Raw genomic sequence first — 22935 nt, forward strand, 5'->3', positions numbered from 1 at the left:
TCCCTCACAGTGTGTTTCCGAGAACGGCATCCAGTGCCCGGTCCATGTCGTCCTCCGACAGCTCGCCGGCCGCCTGCAACGCCTCCGCGGCGGTGTTCACCTCGGCGGGATCGCCGTCGGGCCGCGCGAGCCGGAGCAGTTGCGCCAGCACTCCGCTGTCCTTCAGCTGATCCGCGCTCACGCGTTGCAGCGCCCACGCGGCGGCCTGCGCGGGATCCTGCGGCGGCCCGGACTCCCCGCCCGTCGTGGCGAGGTCCAGACGCACGTGCAGGAACTCGGCGACGGCCCGGGGGGTCGGGTAGTCGAAGGCCAGTGTGCTGGGCAGGCTCACCTGCGCGCTTGCGCTCAGCCGGTTGCGCAGCTCCACCGCCATGAGCGAGTCCCAGCCGAACGAGCGCAGCGGCTTGTCCGCCGGAACCGTCTGCGGCCCCGGCAGGCCGAGAACCCCGGCGACCTCCTGCCGCACGGCATCCAGCAACGCCGCCACCTGTTCGCCCGCCGGCAGACCGGCCAGCCGTGCACGGAACGTCTCCGTGCGCGCCACTGCCTGCCGGGCCCGGCGCAACCGCGGCCGCGCCAGAGCCGCGAACAGCGGGGCGGCCTCCTCGCCGCCGCCCAGCCCGGCCACATCCAGCTTGATCGGGACCAGATGGGTCTCCGGGCGGCCCAGGGCAGCGTCCATCGCGCTGATCGCCTCCTGCGCGGACAGCGCCTGCGAGCCGCGCTTGCGAAGCCGCGTCAGCTCCGTGTCACCCAGGCCGGAGGTCATGCCGATGCCCGCCTGCTCCCACAGGCCCCAGGCGAGGCTCACCGCGGGCAGACCGAGCTTGCGCCGGTGGGCCGCCAGCGTGTCGAGGAAGACGTTGGCCGCCGCGTAGTTGCTCTGGCCGGGGGCGCCCAGCGTGCCCGCCGCCGAGGAGAACAGGACGAACGCCGCCAGGTCCAGTCCGGCCGTCAGCTCGTGCAGATGCGCCGCACCCGACACCTTCGGGGCGAGCACCCGGGCGAACCGGTCGGCGTCCTGGTTGCGGACGATGCCGTCGTCGAGCACGGCCGCGAGGTGGAAGACGCCTGTCAGCGGATGCCGTGTGCCCGCCTCGCCGACGACACGGGCGACGTCCTCACGGTTCGACACGTCACAGGCCAGCACGCGCACATCGGCCGCGCCCGCCTCCAGCAGCTCCGCCACCACCTCGTCGGCGCCCGGTGCCCGCGGCCCGCGGCGCGAGGTCAGCACCAGGTGCCGCACGCCGTACTCCTCGACCAGACGACGCGCGACCAGGCGGCCGAGCTCGCCTGTGCCGCCCGTCAGCAGCACGGTGCCCGCGCCGTCCAAGGACTGCGGAACGGTGAGGACCAGCTTGCCGACGGTCCGGCCCTGCGCCATGAGGCGGAACGCGCTCGGTGCCTCCCGCACGTCGAACGCCGAGTACTGAAGGGGCGTGACGGCCCCCTGCTCCAGCAGGACGACGAGTTCGCACAGCATCTCCTGGACGCGGTCGGCCCCACTGTCGATGAGGTCGAACGCCCGGTAGTGGACGCCGGGGTGCGCTGCGGCGATCTCGTCGGCGTCCCGCACGTCCGTCTTGCCCATCTCCAGGAAGCGTCCCCCGCGCGGCAGCAGCCGCAGTGAGGCGTCGACGAACTCCTCGGTCAGCGCGTTCAGCACCACGTCCACACCCGCGCCGCCGGTCAGCGACAGCCACTTCTCGGCGAAGCCGGTGTCGCGGGAGGAGGCGATGCGCTCCTTCGGCAGGCCGAGCTCCTCCAGGACGGGCCACTTGCCGGGACTCGCCGTGCCGTAGAGCTCGCAGCCGGCATGCCGGGCGAGTTGGAGCGCGGCCTGTCCGACACCGCCCGCCGCCGCGTGGACGAGGACCTTGTCCCCCGCCCGCAGGGGGCCGAGGTCGGTGAAGGCGTAGTGGGCGGTGAGGTAGGCCAGGGGGACGGTCGCGGCCTCCACGAAGGACAGCGAGTCCGGGATGCGCACCATCCAGCGCGCGTCCACCGTCACCTCGGAGCCGAACGTGCCCACGGCCAGCCCCATCACACGGTCACCGACCCGCAGATGCGTCACACCCTCACCCGTCTCCAGGACGACACCCGCGCACTCCAGGCCGAGTTTCGGCGCGTGCACCATGTCGAGGGCGTTGAGCACGTCCCGGAAGTTCATGCCTGCCGCGCGGATCCCCACCCGGACGAATCCGTCCGCCGGCGGATCGTCGTGGTCGACGGGACGGAAGACGAACGTGTCCAGCCGCCCCTTGTCCTCGATGTCCAGATACCAGGGCTGCTGCCGCAGGTCCGGGACGAGCACGTCCGGCGAGGACGCACGGTCGGCCCGCACCAGCCGGGGCACCAGCACACCGTCCCCGCGCACGACCAGCTCCGGCTCACTCCTGGAGAGCAGGACCCGGCGCAGCAGGGCCGCATCGGGCTGTTCGGCACCCAGATCGACCAATCGGAGGCCACGCTCGGGGTGTTCGGCGCGGGCCACACGGACCAGGCCCCACAGCGGCGCGTGCTCCAGCGCCGTGATCGAGTCCACCGGGCTCGCGGCCACCGCGCCCCGGGTCACCCAGACGACGTCGATGCCCTCCGAGCGCGGATCGTCCAGCAGCTCCTGCAACCAGGCCAGCGCCGCCGTCACCGACTGTCCGGCACACTCCCCCACGGTCTCGTCGTTCCCGCGGGCCCCGCCTGCGGCGCTGAGGTCGACGACGACGGTACGAGGACGGTGCACGTCGAACGGCACGGCGGTGCCTAGGCTCCGGGCGTTCTCGACGCCCAGCGTCTCGGCCACCACTCCGCCCGGGCCGAGCACCAGCAGCTCGCCGGTTTCCGCCGGCGGCGTGGCGGGCCCGTCCGGCGGCGCGGCGGACTCGTCCGGCAGCGTGTGCGGCTGGTACTCGACGCGGTACAGGTGCTCGGTGCCGCGGGTGACGCCCGCGCCCGTGAGCTGCGCGGTGTCCGCACGCTTGACCGCCAGGCCCTCCGCGCTCAGCACGGGCTCACCCGTACCGTCGCAGACGAGGATGCGGACGGTGGAGTCGTCCACGAGCTCGGCGCGGACCCGCAACTCGGTACCGCCCGTGGCGAACAGCCGCACACCGGTCCACAGGAACGGCAGCAGGACTCCGTCCGAGCCGTCGCCGTCCGGGTCGCCTGCCTGCGTTCCCGCCAGGGTGTGCAGGGCGGCGTCGAGGAGCGCAGGATGTACCGCGAAGCCCTCGGCGTCCGGCCCGGCCTGCTCCGGCAGCCGCACCAGGCCGTACGCGACACTTCCGGCACGCCACAGTTCGGTCAGGCCCCGAAACACCGGCCCGTATTCCAGCCCCTGCTCGGCAAGGTCAGGGTAGAAGCCGTCCAGGCCGACCCGCTCGGCTCCGTCCGCCGGCCATGCGCGCAGGTCGGCAAGGGGCGGGGTCTGTGTGCTCGCCCCGGTCAGCGTGCCGGTGGCATGCAGGGTCCAGGCGGTGGTGTCGGCCCCGTCGTCGGGCCGGCTGTAGATGTCCACGGGCAGAGCTTCTCCGTCAGCGGCGGCACCGACCTTCACCTGGAGGCGGACTGCGTTGTCGGCATCGACCACCAAGGGCTGCGACAGTGTCAGTTCGCCGACGCCGGCCGCACCGACGTGGTGGGCGGCGGTGAGCGCCAGGTCGAGGAGCCCGGTCCCGGGGACCAGTACGGTGCCGTGCACCGCGTGGTCCTTCAGCCACGGCTGCTCGGCGAGGGACAGCCGCCCGGTGAACAGGTGCCCCTCCCCGTCGGCCAGCTCGACCACGGCCCCCAGCCACGGGTGCGCGGAGGCGTCGAGACCGAGTGATCCGGCGTCCCCGGCCGCCCTGACCGTCTGGTGCCAGTAGCGCCGGCGCTGGTAGGCGTAGGTCGGCAGTTGCACGACGGTGCCGGCCCCCAGCACCCGGTCCCAGTCGACGATGTGCCCCTGGACGTGCAACAGACCCAGATTGCGCAGCAGTTGTGCCGGGCCGCCCTGTTCACGGGCCAGGGAACCCACGACGATCCCGCCGTGCTCGCTGCTGCCGTCGGTCAACGGCATCGACAGCACCGGATGCGCGGAGATCTCCACGAACACCGTGTGACCATCGTCCAGCAACCGGCTCAGAGCACGATCGAAACGCACCGGCTCCCGCAGGTTGCGGCACCAGTACGAGCCGTCCAGCTCCGGCCCCGCGGCGATCTGACTGGTCACCGTCGAATACAGAGGGATCCGGGCCCGGTCGGGGACGAGGTCCGCGAACTCGGCGGCCAGGCCCGGCAGAAGCGGGTCCATCTGCGCGTTGTGGGACGCGTAGTCCACATTGATCCGGCGGGCGTACACATCCTGCGCGCCGAGCTCCGCCACGATCCGCGCGATGGCGTCGGCCTCGCCGGAGATGATCGTCGAACCGGCCGTGTTCACCGCTGCGACGGACAGAGCATCGCCGTAGGGGGCGAGAAACTCCTCCACCTGCGCCACCGGCCGCTCGATCAGCGCCATGCCACCCTGCCCGGCGCAGGCCAGCACCGCCTTCGAGCGGGCGGCGACGATCTGCGCGCCCTGCTCCAGCGACAACGCCCCGCTGACCACGCCGGCGACGACCTCGCCCTGCGAGTGACCCACCACAGCGGCCGGCTCGACCCCGAGGGAGCGCCACAACGCCGACAGGGCAATGCCCATCGCAAACAGTGCCGGCTGCACCACGTCGACCCGGTCGAACGGCGGGTGCTCGCCCTCCTCACCGGCCAGCACCTCCCGCACCGACCAGCCCGTCAACGGCCGCAGAGCCGCATCACACGCCTCGACCGACTCCCGGAACACCACACTGGACGCCAGCAGTTCACGACCCATGCCGACCCACTGCGACCCCTGGCCCGGATAGACGAACACGACCTTCCCACGCCGCTCCGCCGCTCCTGTCACGACAGCCGGATGGGTCTGTCCCGAGGCGAGTGCCTCCAAGCCCTCCACGGCGGCGTCGAGGGAGTCGGCCGTCACCACGGCCCGTGACTCGAAGTGCGTGCGGTGCCGGGCGGCGGTGGCGGCGACATCGGTCAAAGCCACGTCGTGATGAGCGGTCAGCCAGGACGCCCAGCGCCCGGCCTGCTCCCGCAGCGCGGCCTCGTCACGACCCGACACCACCACCGGCACCGGACCCACCACGTCCATAGACGACTCGGAGACTTCGGCGAGTGGCGCCTCCTCCACGATCACATGCGCGTTCGTGCCGCTCAGGCCGAACGAGGACACACCCGCGCGACGCGGACGCGCGGCATCCCGCTCCCACGCCCGCGCCTGCTGCACCAGTTGCAGCCCGCTGCCCTCCCACTCGATCAGCGAACTCGGCTCCTCCGCATGCAATGTCGCGGGGAGAACCTCCTGCTGCAAGGCCAGGATCATCTTGATCACACCTGCGACACCCGCAGCCGCCTGCGCGTGACCGATGTTCGACTTCGACGACCCCAACCACACCGGCGAGCCCGGATCCCGGCCCGGACCGAACACCTCCGCCAGCGCACCCGCCTCGATCGGATCCCCCAACGACGTACCCGTGCCGTGCGCCTCCACCGCATCGATGTCCCCCGGCACCAACCGCGCCGCCTCCAGCGCATCCCGGATCACCCGCTGCTGCGACGGACCGTTCGGCGCCGTCAACCCCTGACTACGCCCGTCCTGATTCACCGCCGACCCACGCACCACCGCCAGCACACGGTCACCGTCACGCTCAGCGGCCGACAACCGCTTCAGCACCAGCACACCCACACCCTCCGACCACCCCGTGCCATCGGCCTGGTCGGAGAAGGACTTGCACCGACCGTCGGGGGCCAGCCCGTTGAGACGGGAGAACTCCACGAACGGTGTGGGTGTGGACATCACGGTGACGCCGCCGGCCAGGGCGAGTTCGCACTCGCCCTGCCGCAGCGCCTGGGCAGCGAGGTGGAGGGCGACGAGGGAGGAGGAGCACGCCGTGTCGACCGTGATGGCCGGGCCCTGGAGGCCGAGCGTGTAGGCGACCCGCCCGGAGACGACACTGGAGGCGTTGCCCGTCCCGACGTAACCGTCGAGTTCCGCCAGTCCCCGGCCCTGCTGGGTGCTGTAGTCGGAACCCATGGTGCCGAGGTAGACGCCGGTGCGGCTCTCGCTCAGCGTCTCGGGCCGGATCCCGGCGCGCTCCAGCGCCTCCCAAGACGCCTCAAGCACCAGCCGCTGCTGCGGATCCATCGACACCGCCTCACGCGGCGAGATACCGAAGAAGCCGGCATCGAAATCCTCGGCACCGGCGAGGAACCCGCCCTCCCGGATGTAGCTCTTGCCAGCGGCCTCCGGGTCGGGGTCGTACACGTCGAGCGCGTCCCAGCGCTGCGGGAACGGGCCGATGCCGTCGCGCTCCCCGGCCAGGAGCTCCCAGAACGCCTCGGGGGTGTCGATGCCGCCCGGCAGACGGCATGCCATCGACACCACCGCGATCGGCTCCGCCGAGTCGGTCGCCCGCGTCGGACGGCCGACTGCGGGAGCGGTGGCCGGGGTGAGCTCCATCCGCTCCAGCAGCAGTCCGGCCACGGCCGCCGGGGTGGGATAGTCGAACGCCAGGGTGGACGGCAGCCGTACGCCCGTGACGGCGGTCAGCCGGCTGCGCAGCTCCACGGCCGTCATGGAGTCCATGCCCAGTCGCTGGAACACCTGCTGTTCGCCGATGCCGTCCTGCCCGGCACCCCCCAGGACGGCGGCCGCCTCCTGCCGCACGAGGGCGAGGAGAGCGGGGAGCCGTTCCTCCTGCGGCAGGGCGGCCAGCCGGTCCCGCACGCCGGACGCGGCCCGGGACGGCGTAGGCCGTGACGTGGTGCGTACGAGGCCGCGGAGCAGAGGGTGGATGTCCTCGCCCCGGTCGGCATCGCGCTGCACGGCGGTGAGTTCGAGCCGTACGGGGACGAGCTGGGCCCGGTCCCCGGCCAGCGCCAGATCCAGGGCACGCAGGCCCTGCCCTTCCGTCAGGGCACCTATGCCCTGACGGCGGATGCGGGCCAGGTCGGCCCGCCCGAGCCGCGCGGTCATACCGCCCTCGCTCTGCTCCCACATGCCCCAGGACAGGGCCACGGCCGGGCGGCCCTGCCGCCTGAGCCGGGCCGCCAAGGCGTCGAGCCAGGCGTTGGCCGCGGCGTAATTGCTCTGACCCGGTCCGCCCAAGACACCGGAGACGGAGGAGAACAGGACGAGAGCGGACAGGTCGAGGCCGGCGGTGAGGTCCGCCAGGTGGAGGGCGCCCGCGACCTTGGGGTCCATGACCCGGCGCACGCGGTCCTCGTCCTGATCGGCCAGCAGCGCGTCGTCGGTGATACCCGCGAGGTGGAAGACGCCGGTCCACGGGTGATCAGGAGCGACGGCGGCCAGGACAGCGGCCAGCTGGTCGCGGTCGGCGACGTCGCACCGGACGACGGACACGGTTTCGGCTCCGGCGTCGGTCAGGTCCCGCACCAGTTCGTCGGCACCGGGGGCGTCGGCGCCGCGCCGTGAGGTGAGCACCAGGTGGCGCACGCCATGTGTGTGCACCAGGTGGCGGGCGACGCGCCGGCCGAGTTCACCGGTGCCACCGGTGAGAAGCACGGAGCCGTCCGGGTCGAGCCGGTGGGATGCGTCCGTCTCGTCGACGGTGGGTCCGGGCACGAGCCGCGAGGCCAGCACCTGGCCCGCCCGTACGGCGATCTCCGGCTCCCCGGCTGCGGTGAGGGCACGGGCGAGGACGTGGGCGTCGAGGTCCTGCGCGTCGAGGTCGACGAGCCGTACCGTCCGCTCGGGGTGTTCGGCGCGCACCGCGCGGACCAGGCCCCACACCGCGGCGCCGGCCCATCCGTCGAGCCGGTCGGCCGGCGAGGCCGCCACGCTGTCACGGGTGACCCAGACCAGTTCGGTGAACTCCAGCCGCTCGTCGGCGAGCAGGCTCCGGGCCGTGCGCAGGGTGCCGTTCACCGCGGCGAGCGCGGAGGCGTACGCCTCTTCCCCGTCTGAGGCCGTCGCGTCGAGGATGAGCCGTGGCGGGGGTTCCTCACCGGCGTCGAGCAGTGCGGTCAGCTCGTCCGTGCCGGGGCAGTGCCGTACCAGGCCCGAGTCGGGGCCGGTGGCGCTCAGGCGGTCGGCCAGGTCTCCGGTGCCGCCCACGACCCAGGTGCGGGTGTGGCCGTCCGCCGGCTCCGGGTGGCGCAGGGGCTGGAAGGCCACGTTGTAGAGGTGTTCGACGGTTCCGCGCACGCGTAGCTGTTCCGCTGTCGCCTCGCGCAGCCGCAGCGCCGCGACCTTCAGCACGAGGCGGCCCGCCGCGTCGGTCGCGTGCAGCGAGGCGGTGGCGTTCGTACGGTCGAGGTCGACCCGCACCCTCAGGGCGGTGCTCTCGGCCACCCGGCATTCCACGCCGCTCCAGGCGAAGGGCAGCAGAACTTCCGTGCCCTGCGGGGAGTCCTGGGCGCGCAGCGCGGCGAGCCCGTGCAGGGCGGCGTCGAGCAGCGCCGGGTGGACGCCGTAGTCGGCGGTGCGCAGGTCGTCGGGGAGGCGGACCTCGGCGTACAAGGTGTCCCCCGTGCGCCACAGTTCGGCCAGTCCCTGGAAGGCGGGGCCGTACTGCAGGCCCAGGGTGTGGAAGTGCCGGTAGTAGTCGTCCAGTTCGACGCGTTCCGCGTCCGGCGCCGGCCACGGCTGCGGCTCGGGCTCGGCGGTCTGAGCGGAGTGCTCGAGCAGCTCGCCGACGGCGTGCTGGCGCCATGCGTCGGGGGCGGAGCCCTCGGTACGGCTGTGGATGCCGATCGTGCGGCCCCCGTCGCCGCGCGGGGCCCCGACGACGACCTGGAGGCGGACGGCCTCGTCCAGCACGAGCGGTTCGAGCAGCGTGAGCTCGGCCACCCCCGCCGCGCCGGTGCGGTGCGCGGCCGCGAGAGCCAGCTCCAGCAGACCGGTGCCGGGAACGAGGGCGATGTCGTGCACGACGTGGTCGCGCAGCCAGGGGTGCTCGTTCGGCGACAGTTTGCCGGTGAACAGATGCCCCTCGCCGTTGGCCAGCACGGTCGCGGCGCCGAGCCAGGGGTGCCCCGGGCGCTCCAGCCCGACCGACGCCAGATCGCCGCCCACCTGACCGGCCGTCTCCAGCCAGTGACGCTCACGCTGGAAGGCGTACGTGGGCAGCGCCACGGGTGCGGCTCCGGAGCCGGTGGGCAGGATGTCCTGCCAGGCGAGCTCCTCCCCGGCCACGTGGAGGCCGCCGAGAGCCCGCACGAGCGTGCGGACCTCGTCCGTCCCGCCGGACTCGCCGGTGTCCGACCGCTGCGAGGCCACGAAAACGGCGTCTCGCTCCGAGCAGGCGGCGCCCATGGCGCAGAGGACGGCGGCGGGCCCGCACTCCAGGAACCGGGTGGCGCCCTGCTGCTCGACGGCACGCACGACGTCCAGGAAACGCACCGCGTCGCGGGCTTGGCGCACCCAGTACGCCGGGGAGCGCACTCCCTCTCCGGCTGCCAGGTCCTCGTCGGCCCGCAGTCCGGTCACGGACGAGACGAGCGGGACGGCCGGGGCCTGGAAACGGCAGCTCTCGGCGATCGTCCGGAACTCGGCGAGCATGGCGTCCATGTGGGGCGAGTGGAAGGCGTGGGACACCTCCAGCCGCCGGGTGCGCCTGCCCTGTGCGGCGAAGTGCGCCGTGACGGCCTCCACCGCCGTGGCGTCACCGCTGACGACCGTCTGGGCCGGGCCGTTCAGGCCCGCGATGGAAATCCGGCCGTCGATGCCGGCGAGCACCTCGGTCACTTCCGCTTCGGACGCCTCGACCGATGCCATGGCGCCACCGCGTTCGCACGCCTGCATCAGCCGGCCGCGGGCCGCCACGAGGCGGGTCGCGTCGGCCAGGTCCAAAACGCCCGCCACGTGCGCGGCCGCCAGCTCGCCGATCGAGTGCCCGGCCACCACGGCGGGCCGGACGCCCCATGACTGCCACTGGCGGAACAGCGCCACTTCGAAGGCGAACAGCGCGGGCTGCGTGAACTCCGTCTCGTGGACCAGGGCCGCGTCGGCGCTGTCGTCGGCAGCGAGGACCACCTCGGCCAGCGGGCGGCTCAGATGCGGATCGAGAGCGGCGCAGACCTCGTCGAAGGCGTCGCGGAACACCGGCAGCGCCGCGTGGAGCCGGCGCCCCATGCCGATGCGCTGGCTGCCCTGGCCGGTGAACAGCACCGCGGACTCGCCCTGGGTGGCGGTGCCTTGGGCGAGGGCGGGATGGGGGCGGCCGTCGGCGAGCGCCTCCAGGGCCTCGGCCAACTGGTCGAGGGAGTCGGCCGTCACCGCCGCCCGTGACTCGAAGTGCGTGCGGTGCCGGGCGGCGGTGACGGCGACATCGGCCAGAGTCACGTCCTGGTGAGCGGTCAGCCAGGATGCCCAGCGCCCGGCCTGCTCCCGCAGCGCAGCCTCGTCACGACCCGACACCACCACCGGCACCGGACCTACCACGTCCTCAGCCGACTCGGAGACTTCGGCGAGTGGCGGTTCCTCCACGATCACATGGGCGTTGGTGCCACTCAGACCGAACGACGACACACCCGCACGACGCGGACGTGCAGCATTCCGCTCCCATGCCTGCGCCTGCTGCACCAGTTGCAGTCCGCTGCCCTCCCACTCGATGAGCGAACTGGGCTCATCGGCATGCAGCGTCTTCGGCAACGCTCCGTGCTGCAGCGCCAGGATCATTTTGATCACACCCGCGACACCCGCGGCCGCCTGCGCGTGACCGATGTTCGACTTCGACGACCCCAACCACACCGGAGAGCCCGGATCCCGGCCCGGACCGAACACTTCCGCCAGCGCACCCGCCTCGATCGGATCACCCAGCGACGTGCCCGTCCCGTGCGCCTCCACCGCATCGATGTCCCCCGGCACCAACCGCGCCGCCTCCAGCGCATCCCGGATCACCCGCTGCTGCGACGGACCGTTCGGCGCCGTCAACCCCTGACTGCGCCCGTCCTGATTCACCGCCGACCCACGCACCACCGCCAGCACCCGGTCACCGTCACGCTGCGCGGCCGACAACCGCTTCAGCACCAGCACACCCACACCCTCCGACCACCCCGCACCATCCGCGGCAGCCGAGAACGACTTGCACCGGCCATCCGGAGCCATCGCCTTCAAGCGCGAGAACTCCACGAAGAGGGAGGGCGTGGACATGACCGTGACACCACCCGCCAGGGCCACCTCGCACTCGCCCTGGCGCAGCGCCTGGGCGGCGAGGTGCAGTGCCACCAACGATGACGAGCACGCGGTGTCGACGGTCATCGCGGGGCCTTGGAGGCCGAGGACGTAGGAGATGCGGCCGGACAGGATGCTGGAGGCACGGCCGGTGCCGACATAGCCGTCCAGGGCTTGCAGATCATGAGTGCGGTGATCCCCGTAGTCGGAGTTCATCGCCCCCAGATACACACCCGTCCGGCTGCCGCTCAACGCCTCGGGCCGGATCCCCGCCCGCTCCAGCGCCTCCCACGACGCCTCCAGCACCAACCGCTGCTGCGGATCCATCGACACCGCCTCACGCGGTGAAATACCGAAGAAGCCCGCGTCGAAATCCTCCACATGACCATCCGCGAGGAACCCGCCCTCACAGCCGTAACTCTTGCCCTCCACCTCCGGATCCGGATCGAACAGATCCAGCCCCCGCCAACGCCCCGGGAACCCACCCACCGCATCCCCACCGGACACCAGCAGCTCCCAGAACGCCTCCGGCGTGTCGATACCACCCGGCAGACGGCACGCCATCGACACCACCGCGATCGGCTCGGTGCGGGCGGCCCGCTCCGAGTCGAGTTCCTTCTCGGCCTTGAGCAGGGCCGTCGTGGCACGCCTCAGGTAGGACTCGAGCTTCTCGACATCGGGCGCGGTCATGAACTGACTCCAAACTTGTCGTCCAGGAACTGCAGAAGGTCTTCGGTGCTGTCGGCCTCGAGCTCGACGGGGGCCGCTTCTGCGGTGGTGACGGTCTTCGTCAGGCCCTCCTTGAGGTCGAGGAAGGCCGAAGCCAGGCCCTGCGACTCGAGCTGCTTCGGCGTGGCGGAGCGCAGGAGTGCCACCAGGCTGTCGATCTGCGCCTCGGTCAGCGGGTCGGTCGCGGCCCTGCGTCCCGGGCGCTCGGGAACGTCGTCCTGCGGCAGTCGGTCCAGCAGGAACGCGGCAATGGAGTCCGGGGTCGGATGGTCGAAGGCCAGGGTGGCCGGCAGGGTCAGCGCGGTCTCCGCGGACAGGCGCCTGCGCAGTTCCACCGCCATGAGGGAGTCCAGGCCCGCCTCCTTGAAGACCTGCTGGGCGTCCACGGCCTCGGGACCGGGCAGACCCAGCACCACGGCGGCCTCGCGGCGGACCGTCTCCAGGACGGTCCGGCGTCGTTCCTTGGCGGACGCGGAGCGCAGCCTGTCCCGCAGGGTGACCGGTGCCGTCGCACCCTGGGCGCGACGCAGCCTGCTGCGGAGCAGTCCGCGCAACAGCGCGGGTGTGTCGTCCCCGTCGTCGAGACCGCGTTGCAGCGCTCCGAGACTCAGCTTGACCGGCACGAGGTGCGCTTCCGGGCGGGACAGCGCGGCGTCCAGGAGGCGCAGCGCCTGGCCGGAGGTGAGCGCGGAGATGCCGCGGCGGCGCATCCGGGCCAGGTCGGCGTCGTTCAGGGCGTCGGTCACGCCGGTGCCGTTGGGCTCCCACAGGCCCCAGGACAGGCTGGTGCCGGGCAGGCCGTCGGCGCGGCGGCGGGCGGCCACCGCGTCCAGGACGGTGTTGGCGGCGGCGTAGGTGGACTGTCCCGCGCCGCCGAGGATCCCGGCGACCGAGGAGAACACCACGAACAGGGACAGGTCCGCGCCGGCCCGGCGGGTGAGCTCGTCGAGGTGGACCGCTCCGGCCGCCTTCGGGCCCATGACCGTCCACAGACGTTCGGGGTCCTGGTTCTGGAGCAGGCCGTCGTCGAGTGTGGCCGCGAGGTGGACGACCCCGGTCCACGGGTGGCCGTCCGGCGCGGCGGCCAGGATGTCCGCGAGGCGGTCGCGGTCGGTCACGTCGCACGCCTCGATGCGCACGGTCTCGGCGCCGGCGTCGTGGAGTTCGCGTGCGAGGTCCGACGCGCCGGGGGCCTGGGGGCCGCGGCGGGAGGTCAGCACGAGGTGGCGGACTCCGTGGGCGCGGACGAGGTGGGCGGCGACCTGCCGGCCGAGCTCCCCCGTGCCCCCGGTGACGAGGACGGTGCCGTTGGGGTCCGGGCGGCCGTGCGCGGAGCCGTCGCCGGTGGTGCCGGTGGTGCCGGTGCTCCCGGTGGTGCCGGTGGCACGGACCAGGCGGGCGCCGAGCAGCGCCTCACCCCGTACGGCGATCTCGGGTTCGTCCGTCACCGTCAACGCGCGGGCCAGCGCCGGGGAGGGCCCGTCCGTGTCGATGAGGCGCAGGACCCGCTCGGGGTACTCCGTGCGGGCCGCACGCAGCAGGCCCCACACACCGCTGTGGGCGAGGTCCCGCACACCGTCACCACCGTCCACGGCGCCGCGGGTGACCCAGACCAGCTCGGTGGAGGCGAGCCGTTCCTCGGCCAGCAGCGCACGCAGCAGTTCCAGGGTTGCGGCCGTGCGGGCCCGCAGGTCCGCGACGGTGCTGCCGCCGTCGGTGTCCGGTGTGTCCTGGGCACCGGCGGTGTCCGGGGCGGGGACGGCGGGGACGGCGGGGACGGCGAGGACGATCAGCCGAGCGGGCGCCGGGGAGCCCTCGTCGAGACGCGCCGTGAGGGCGTCCGCACCGGCGAGGTGCTCGATGTGCCCGGTGTCCGTGGCGTCGGGCAGCCCGGCCAGGAAACGCTCGTCGCCGAGAAGCCAGGTCGCGGCCGTCTCCTGCCGCGTCACCGGGGCGAGGAGCGGCTGGAAGTCCACCTGGTGGAGGTGTTCCACCGGGCGGCCCGCCCGCAGTTGTTCCGCGCTCGCCTCGCGCATCCGCAGCGCTCGGGCCGCGGCCACCGGCCTGCCGTCGGCGTCGGCCACCCACAGCCGGGCGCTGGAGCGCGCGCCGTCCAGGTCCACGCGCACCCGCAGGGTGGAGCTGCCTGCGGCGTGGAGCTCCACGCTCTCCCAGGCGAAGGGCAGCAGGACTCGCCGGTCGGACTCGTCCTGGTCCCGGACGGCTTGCACCGTGTGCAGGGCGGCGTCGAGCAGGGCGGGGTGCATCCCGTATTCCTGGGCCGGGACCCCCTCGGGGAGACGGACGAGGCCGTATGCGGTGTCGCCGTCACGCCACAGCTCGGTCAGGCCCCGGAAGGCGGGGCCGTATCCGACACCCTGGGCGTCCAGCCGTTCGTAGAACCCGTCCAGGGGGACCGCCTCCGCCTCGGGGACGGGCCAGTCCCGCAGGCTCTCGAATCCCTGGTCGTGGCCGTCCGGGAGGCCCTCGAGCAGCCGTCCGGAGGCGTGGCAGGTCCAGTGCTCCTGGTCCGACTCCGGCCGGGAGTAGACGGCGATGGAGCGCTCGCCCTGAAGGTCGGGCGCGTCCACCGCGACCTGGAGGTGCACAGGGCTGTCGTCGTCGAGGATCAGCGGTTCGGACAGGGTGAGTTCGCCGACGTGTCCGGCTCCGGTCTCCCGTGCCGCCACCAGGGCGAGCTCCAGCAGACCCGTGCCGGGGGCCAGGACGGTGCCGAACGCGGCGTGGTCCCTCAGCCAGGGGTGCAGCGCCGTCGACAGCCGGCCGGTGAACAGATGCCCCTCTCCCCCGGCCAGTGTCGTGACGGCGCTCAGCCAGGGGTGCCGCGCGGCGACGAGGCCCATCGAGTTCGCGTCGCCGGTCCCCTGTGCGGTGTCGGCCCAGTAGCGCTCGCCCTGGAAGGCGTACGTGGGCAGGGGTACCGCGTCCGCCCGCCGGAACCCGGTCCCGAGGGCGCGGTTCCAGTCGACGTCGAGGCCCTGGACGTGCAGCAGGGCGAGGGTGCGCAGGAGTTCGCCCGCGTCGCCGTGGCCGCGCTGGAGGCTCGGAACGACGAGGCCGTCCGCGTCGGCGCAGCCGTCGGTGAGCGGCATGACCAGCACCGGGCTGGGGCTGACCTCGACGAACACGTCGTAGCCGTCGTCCAGCAGCCGGGCCTGGGTGAGGTCGAGGCGCACCGGCTCACGCAGGTTGCGGCACCAGTAGTCCGCGTCGAGTTCGGATCCGTCGAGGGGACCGCCGGTGACCGTCGAGTAGAACGGTATGCCGGTGTTCTGCGGGCGCAGGACGGTGAACTCGGCCCGCAGGCCGGGCAGCAGGGGGTCCATGTGCGCGCTGTGCGAGGCGCAGGCGGCGTTGAGCTTCCCGCACGAGATGTCCTCGTCGTCCAGTTCGATCAGGACGTCCTCGACCGCGTCGGCGTTGCCGGAGATCACCGTCCAGCGGCCGGTGTTGACCGCGGCGATCGACAGGGCCTCCCCGTACGGCGCGATGCGCTCCTGCACCTCGGCGACGGGCAGTTCGACGACGGCCATCTCGCCACCGCCGCCGTCGGACTGGAGCGCGCGGCTGCGCACCGCCACGATGCGGGCCCCCTCGTCGAGGGTCAGTGCACCGGACACGACGGCCGCGGCCACCTCGCCCTGACTGTGGCCGGCGACCGCGGCGGGTTCGAGGCCGAGCGACCGCCAGGCCGCCGCCAGCGCGACGTACATGGCGAAGAGCACAGGCTGGACGACGTCCAGACGCTCCAAGGGCAGGGAGCCGGAGTGTTCACCGCGCAGACGCTCCAGCACGGACCAACCGGTGTACGGCCGCAGCGCCGTGTCGCAGGCCGTCACGGTGTCCCGGAAGGCGTCGCTCTGCTCCAGCAGCGCGCTCCCCATGCCTTCCCAGTCGGTGCCCTGGCCGGGGAAGACGAAGACGACCTTTCCGCGCGGGGCGGCGGTGCCGTGCGTGAGGGCGGGGTGGGGGCGGCCGTCGGCGAGTGCCCGCAGGGCCTCGGCCAACTGGTCGAGGGAGTCGGCTGTCACCGCGGCCCGTGAGTCGAAGTGTGTGCGGTGCCGGGCGGCGGTGACGGCGACGTCGGCCAGAGTCACGTCGTGATGAGCGGTCAGCCAGGACGCCCAGCGCCCGGCCTGCTCGCGCAGCGCGGCCTCGTCACGACCCGACACCACCACCGGCACCGCACCCACCACGTCCTCAGCCGAGTCGAAGACTTCGGCGAGTGGCGGTTCCTCCACGATCACATGGGCGTTGGTGCCGCTCAGGCCGAACGAGGACACACCCGCGCGACGCGGATGCGCAGCATCCCTCTCCCACGCCTGCGCCTCTTGCACGAGTTTGAGTCCGCTGCCCTCCCACTCGATCAGTGCGCTGGGCTCCTGGGCGTGCAGGGTCCTGGGGAGCATCTGGTGCTGGAGCGCGAGGATCATCTTGATCACCCCTGCGACGCCGGCGGCCGCCTGGGCGTGGCCGATGTTCGACTTCGACGAGCCGAGCCACACCGGCGTGTGCGGGTCACGGCCCGGGCCGAAGACTTCCGCCAGGGCGCCCGCCTCGATGGGGTCGCCCAGCGAGGTGCCGGTGCCGTGGGCTTCCACCGCGTCGATGTCCGCGGGGGTGAGCCGGGCTGCTTCCAGCGCGTCCCGGATAACCCGCTGCTGCGACGGGCCGTTCGGTGCGGTCAGGCCCTGGCTGCGTCCGTCCTGGTTCACCGCCGACCCACGCACCACCGCCAGCACCCGGTCGCCGTCGCGCTGCGCGGCCGACAGCCGCTTCAGGACCAGCACACCCACACCCTCCGACCACCCCGCACCATCCGCGGCAGCCGAGAACGACTTGCACCGGCCATCCGGAGCCATCGCCTTCAACCGCGAGAACTCCACGAACGTCGACGGTGTGGACATCACGGTGACGCCGCCGGCCAGGGCGAGTTCGCACTCGCCCTGCCGCAGCGCCTGGGCAGCGAGGTGCAGGGAGACGAGGGAGGAGGAGCAAGCCGTGTCGACGGTCAGGGACGGCCCTTGGAGGCCGAGTACGTAGGAGACGCGGCCGGACAGGATGCTGGAGGCACGGCCCGTGCCGACATAACCGTCCAGCGCCTGCAGATCATGGGTGCGGTGATCCCCGTAGTCGGAGTTCATCGCCCCCAGATACACACCGGTCCGGCTGCCGCTCAGCTCCTCGGGCCGGATCCCGGCCCGCTCCAGCGCCTCCCACGACGCCTCCAGCACCAACCGCTGCTGCGGATCCATCGACACCGCCTCACGCGGCGAGATACCGAAGAAGCCGGCGTCGAAATCCTCCACATGACCATCCGCGAGGAACCCGCCCTCACAGCCGTAACTCTTGCCCTCCACCTCCGGATCCGGATCGAACAGATCCAGCCCCCGCCAACGCCCCGGGAACCCACCCACCGCATCCCCACCGGACACCAGCAGCTCCCAGAACGCCTCCGGCGTGTCGATACCACCCGGCAGACGGCACGCCATCGACACCACCGCGATCGGCTCGTCCGCGGACCGGTCCTCGTCCCGGACGACGGCCGTGGCCGCCGGGGTCTCAGGGCCGGAGGCCAGGTCCAGCCTGCTCAGCAGCAGGTCGGCGATGGCGGTGGACGTGGGGTGGTCGAAGGCGAGGGTCGACGGCAGGGGGACGCTCGTCTCCGCCGAGAGGCGGCGGCGCAGTTCGACCGCCATGAGGGAGTCGAGGCCCAGGTCCTTGAAGACCTGTTCCTTGCCCACCCCTTCGGGGCCGGACAGGCCCAGGACGGTGGCGGCCTCCTTGCGGACCAGGTCGATGAGCGACCCGCGCCGGTCGGTCTCGGACAGCGTCAGCAGGCGGCCGCGCAGGTCCGACCGGTCGGCTCCGGCCTGTCCGGCGCGGCGGCGCGGTGCGCGCAGGAGGGCACGCAGCACCGCCGGCACCGCCGCCTCCCCCTCGCTGTCGAGGGTGCGCTGGAGCGAGGTGAGCTCCAGCCTGACGGGCACGAGGTGGGCGTAGGGCTGGGTGAGGGCCGTGTCCAGTGCCGCGAGCGCCTGGGCGGCGGCCAGCGCGCCGACTCCCTGGCGGCGCAGCCGGGTGAGTTCGGCCTGGCCCAGTGCGGCGGTCAGGCCGATGCCCGCCTGCTGCCACAGTCCCCAGGACAGGCTGGTGGCGGGCAGGCCGGCGGCGCGACGGTGTGCGGCGAGCGCGTCGACGTAGGCGTTGGCGGCGGCGTAGGTGGACTGTCCGGCACCGCCGAGGACACCGGCGGCGGACGAGAACAGCACGAACGCGGCCAGGTCCATGTCGCGGGTGAGTTCGTGGAGATGCTCGGCGGCCTGGGCCTTGGGTTCCCAGACCGCGGCGAGCCGCTCCCGGGTCTGGCCGGTCAGCAGGCCGTCGTCGAGGGTCGCGGCGAGATGGAGGACGGCCGTCCAGGGCCGGTCGGTGGCGGCGAGCACCTCGGCGAGGCGCTCGCGGTCGGAGACGTCGCACGCGATGACGTGGACGCTCGCCGCGCCCGCCTCCGTCAGCCCGGCGACGAGCTCCGCGGCACCGGGGGTGTCGGGGCCGCGCCGTGAGGTGAGGACCAGGTGGCGTGCGCCGTGCTCGCGCACCAGGTGGGCGGCGACCTGACGGCCCAGTTCACCTAGGCCGCCGGTGATCAGCACGGCGCCCTCCGGGTCCAGGGGCACCGTCCCGGCCTCCCCGGCGGCGCGGACGAGGCGTGCGACACGGATCTCGCCGTCCCGTACGACCGCCTCGGGCTCCCCGGCGATCAGGGGCGTCCGGCCGGGGTCGACGGAGCCGTCGGTGTCGACCAGGTGCACCGGGCGTTCGGGGTGCTCGGTGCGGGCCGTGCGCAGCAGCCCCCACAGTCCCGCGCCGGCCGGCGACGGTACGCCCGTGCCGTCCCCGGCGTCCACGGCGCCGGAGGTGACCCAGAGCAGGGGCACGCCGTTCAGCCGCGGCTCGGCGAGCAGGCCCTGGAGGAGGTCGAGGGCCAGGGACGTGGTCTCCAGCGCGGTCGGTGCCGGGGCGGTGGCGTCGATCACGACCCGCTCAGGGGCGTCCTCTACGGCGTCGAGGCGGCCGGTCAGCGCGTCGAGCGCAGCCGGGTCCGCCAGTTCCGTCACCCAGGCGGCGCCCTCGGGCGCGGCCGGCGGGGCGGGCAGCCGGCGGAACTCGAGACGGTGCAGGTGGGCCGTCCCGGGACGGGATGCGCGGACCTGCTCGGCGGTGGCCTCACGCAGCCGCAGATCCGCCTCGACGACGAGTCGTCCCGATGGGTCGGTCGCACGGACGCGCAAGGTGTCCGCCGCAGTGTCGAGGTCGATCCGGACGCGGAGTTCGGTGCTGCCGACGGCGTGCAACCGCGCCGCGGACCACACGAAGGGCAGCAGGACCTGCTCGTGCGCTCCGCTCTCGCCGTGCAGCGTCACCAGGGCGTGCAGTGCGGCGTCCAGGAGGGCGGGGTGAATGGCGAACGCATCCGCTGCGAGGGCTTCCGGCAGCTGCACGAGGCCGTAGGCGGTGTTCCCGCTGCGCCACAGCTCGGTGAGACCCTGGAAGGCCGGACCGTAGCCGAGGCCGCGTGCAGCGAACGCCTCGTAGAAGCCGTCGAGCGGGAGCCGCTCGGCGCCGGGGGCGGGCCACTGCGCCAGACCGGTGGGCTCGTGGGTGTCAGGCGTGGCGGCGTACGAGAGCGTCCCGGCCGCGTGCTGCCGCCACGGGACGTCCTCGTCGGCGGACTCGGGTCGGCTGTAGACGGCTATGGAGCGCCGGCCGTCAGACGAGGGACCGCCCACGACGACCTGGAGGCCGAGCGCGCTCTCGTCGGGGAGGACGAGAGGCTCCAGCAACGTCAGTTCCTCGACCGTCTGCGCGCCTACGTGGTCGGCGGTCACCAGGGCGAGTTCGAGGAGACCCGTGCCGGGGACCAGGGTCGTGCCGAACGCCGAGTGCTCGGCCAGCCACGGGTGTTCCCGCAGCGACACGCGGCCGGTGAACAGGTAGCCGTCGTCGTCCGCGGTGGCCGTCAGCGCACCGAGCCAGGGGTGTTCCGCGGGCTGCAGTCCCAGGGAACGGGCGTCGCCCGTCGTCTCCTCGCTCTGGTGCCAGTAGCGCTGACGCTGGTAGGCGTACGTCGGCAGCTGCACGACGGTGCCAGCCCCCAGCACCCGGTCCCAGTCGAGCGGGTGGCCCTGGACGTGCAACAGACCCGCATTGCGCAGCAGTTGAGCCGGGCCGCCCTGTTCGCGGGCCAGGGAACCCACGACGATCCCGCCGTGCTCGCTGCTGCCGTCGGTCAACGGCATGGACAGCACCGGATGCGCGGAGATCTCCACGAACACCGTGTGTCCATCGTCCAGCAACCGGTTCAGGGCACGATCGAAACGGACCGGCTCGCGCAGGTTGCGGCACCAGTACGAGCCGTCCAGCTCCGGCCCCGCAGCCACCTGACTGGTCACGGTTGAATAGAGAGGGATCCTGGCCTGATGGGGGGTGAGATTTGCGAACTCGGCGGCCAGGCCCGGCAGAAGCGGGTCCATCTGCGCGTTGTGGGACGCGTAGTCCACATTGATCCGGCGGGCGTACACATCGCGCGCGCCGAGCTCCGCCACGATCCGCGCGATGGCGTCGGCCTCGCCGGAGATGATCGTCGACCCGGCCGTGTTCACCGCTGCGACGGACAGAGCATCGCCGTAGGGGGCGAGAAACTCCTCCACCTGCGCCACCGGACGCTCGATCAGCGCCATGCCACCCTGCCCGGTACAGGCCAGCACCGCCTGCGAACGCGCCGCGACGATCTGCGCCCCCTGCTCGACGGTGAGGGCCCCGCTGACGACGGCCGCGACGACCTCGCCCTGAGAATGGCCCACCACAGCAGCGGGCTCGACTCCGAGGGAGCGCCACAGCGCCGACAGGGCGATGCCCATCGCGAACAGCGCCGGCTGGACCACGTCGACCCGGTCGAACGGCGGGTGATCGCCCTCCTCACCGGCCAGCACCTCCCGCACCGACCAACCGGTGAAGGGACGCAGCGCCTCATCACACGCCTCGACCGACTGGCGGAACACCTCACTGGACGCCAGCAGTTCACGCCCCATCCCGACCCACTGCGAACCCTGGCCCGGATAGACGAACACGACCTTCCCACGCCGCTCCGCCACCCCGGTCACCACCGCGTCGTGCGCCTCACCACCCGCAAGCGACCGCAACGCCCGGACCAACTCCGGCACGTCCGCCGCCACCACACTCGCCCGTGACTCGAATTGGGTGCGGTGCCGGGCGGCCGTGACGGCGGCGTCGGCGAGGGCCACGTCGTGGTGCACGGTCAGCCACGACGCCCAGCGTCCCGCCTGCTCCCGCAGCGCGGCCTCGTCACGCCCCGACACCACCACCGGCACCGGACCCACCACTCCCCCGGCCACCGGCTCGACAGAAGCGGAGACGGGCGGCTCCTCCACGATCACATGCGCGTTCGTGCCGCTCAGACCGAACGACGACACACCCGCACGACGCGGACGCGACCCATCCCGCTCCCAGGTTCGTGCCTCTTGCACAAGTTGGAGTCCGCTGCCCTCCCACTCGATCAGTGCGCTGGGCTCCTGTGCGTGCAGGGTCTTGGGAAGCATCTGATGCTGGAGCGCGAGGATCATTTTGATCACACCTGCGACACCCGCAGCTGCCTGCGCGTGACCGATGTTCGACTTCGACGACCCCAACCACACCGGAGAGCCCGGATCCCGGCCCGGACCGAACACCTCCGCCAGCGCACCCGCCTCGATCGGATCCCCCAACGACGTACCCGTGCCGTGCGCCTCCACCGCATCGATGTCCCCCGGCACCAACCGCGCCGCCTCCAGCGCGTCCCGGATCACCCGCTGCTGCGACGGACCGTTCGGCGCCGTCAACCCCTGACTGCGCCCGTCCTGATTCACCGCCGACCCACGCACCACCGCCAGCACCCGATCGCCGTCACGCTGCGCGGCCGACAACCGCTTCAGCACCAGCACACCCACACCCTCCGACCACCCCGCACCATCCGCGGCAGCCGAGAACGACTTGCACCGGCCATCCGCGGCCATGCCCTTGAGGCGGGAGAACTCCACGAAGAGGGACGGTGCGCTCATGACCGTGACGCCGCCGGCCAGGGCGAGTTCGCACTCGCCCTGGCGCAGCGCCTGGACGGCGAGATGCAGTGCCACCAACGACGACGAGCACGCGGTGTCGACCGTGATGGCCGGGCCCTGCAGGCCGAGCGTGTAGGCGACCCGCCCGGAGACGACGCTGGACGCCTTGCCGGTGCTGACGTAGCCGTCCAGGGCGTCCAGGTTGCGGCCGAGGGCGCCGTAGTCGGTGCTCATGGTGCCGAGGTAGACGCCGGTGCGGCTCTCGCTCAGCGTCTCCGGCCGGATCCCGGCGCGCTCCAGCGCCTCCCACGACGCCTCCAGCACCAGCCGCTGCTGCGGATCCATCGACACCGCCTCACGCGGCGAGATACCGAAGAAGCCGGCGTCGAAATCTTCCACATGACCGTCCGCGAGGAACCCGCCCTCGCGCGCGTAGCTCTTGCCGACGGCCTCCGGGTCGGGGTCGTACAGGTCGAGTCCACGCCAGCGGTCGGGCAGACCGCCCACTGCGTCACCGCCGGACGCGAGCAGCTCCCAGTACGCCTCGGGGGTGTCGATACCGCCCGGCAGACGGCATGCCATCGACACCACGGCGATCGGGTCGGTGAGCTGGGCCTCCAGATCGGCTGCCCGCTTCTGCAGTGCCCGGATGGCGGGCAGCGCGGCCTTCAGGTCCTGCTGTGTGTTCGACACGTCGAGCCTTTCTGCGCGATCAGCGCGACCCTCGCTGCCCGGCGCGTCACGCCGTCGTGTGCGACGGGGCCGGAAAGCGGCTGTACCCGGGACAGATGTGGTGCTCGACCATCGAATCGGGGCGAGCTAGAGCACGAGTGGACGCACCCTGGACGT

2 protein-coding genes are annotated in these 22935 nt (G+C 72.7%); both read right to left on the bottom strand.

The genetic code is table 11. The annotated features are described in order from the left end of the window. Positions 1 to 4: 4 nt before the first annotated feature. Positions 5 to 11905 carry an SDR family NAD(P)-dependent oxidoreductase gene (locus ACH4C6_RS29915; RefSeq protein ID WP_398111752.1) on the bottom strand — a complete coding sequence of 3967 codons (11901 nt, stop codon included), beginning with the start codon at positions 11903 to 11905 and terminating at the stop codon, positions 5 to 7. Further along, on the bottom strand, positions 11902 to 22779 hold the full coding sequence (locus ACH4C6_RS29920; RefSeq protein ID WP_398111753.1) for an SDR family NAD(P)-dependent oxidoreductase: 10878 nt from the start codon (positions 22777 to 22779) through the stop codon (positions 11902 to 11904). The genes ACH4C6_RS29915 and ACH4C6_RS29920 overlap by 4 nt, the downstream gene beginning before the upstream one ends. Positions 22780 to 22935 lie beyond the last annotated feature (156 nt).

The sequence above is a fragment of the Streptomyces sp. NPDC017943 genome, from assembly GCF_044328425.1.
Lineage (GTDB): Bacteria > Actinomycetota > Actinomycetes > Streptomycetales > Streptomycetaceae > Streptomyces > Streptomyces djakartensis_A.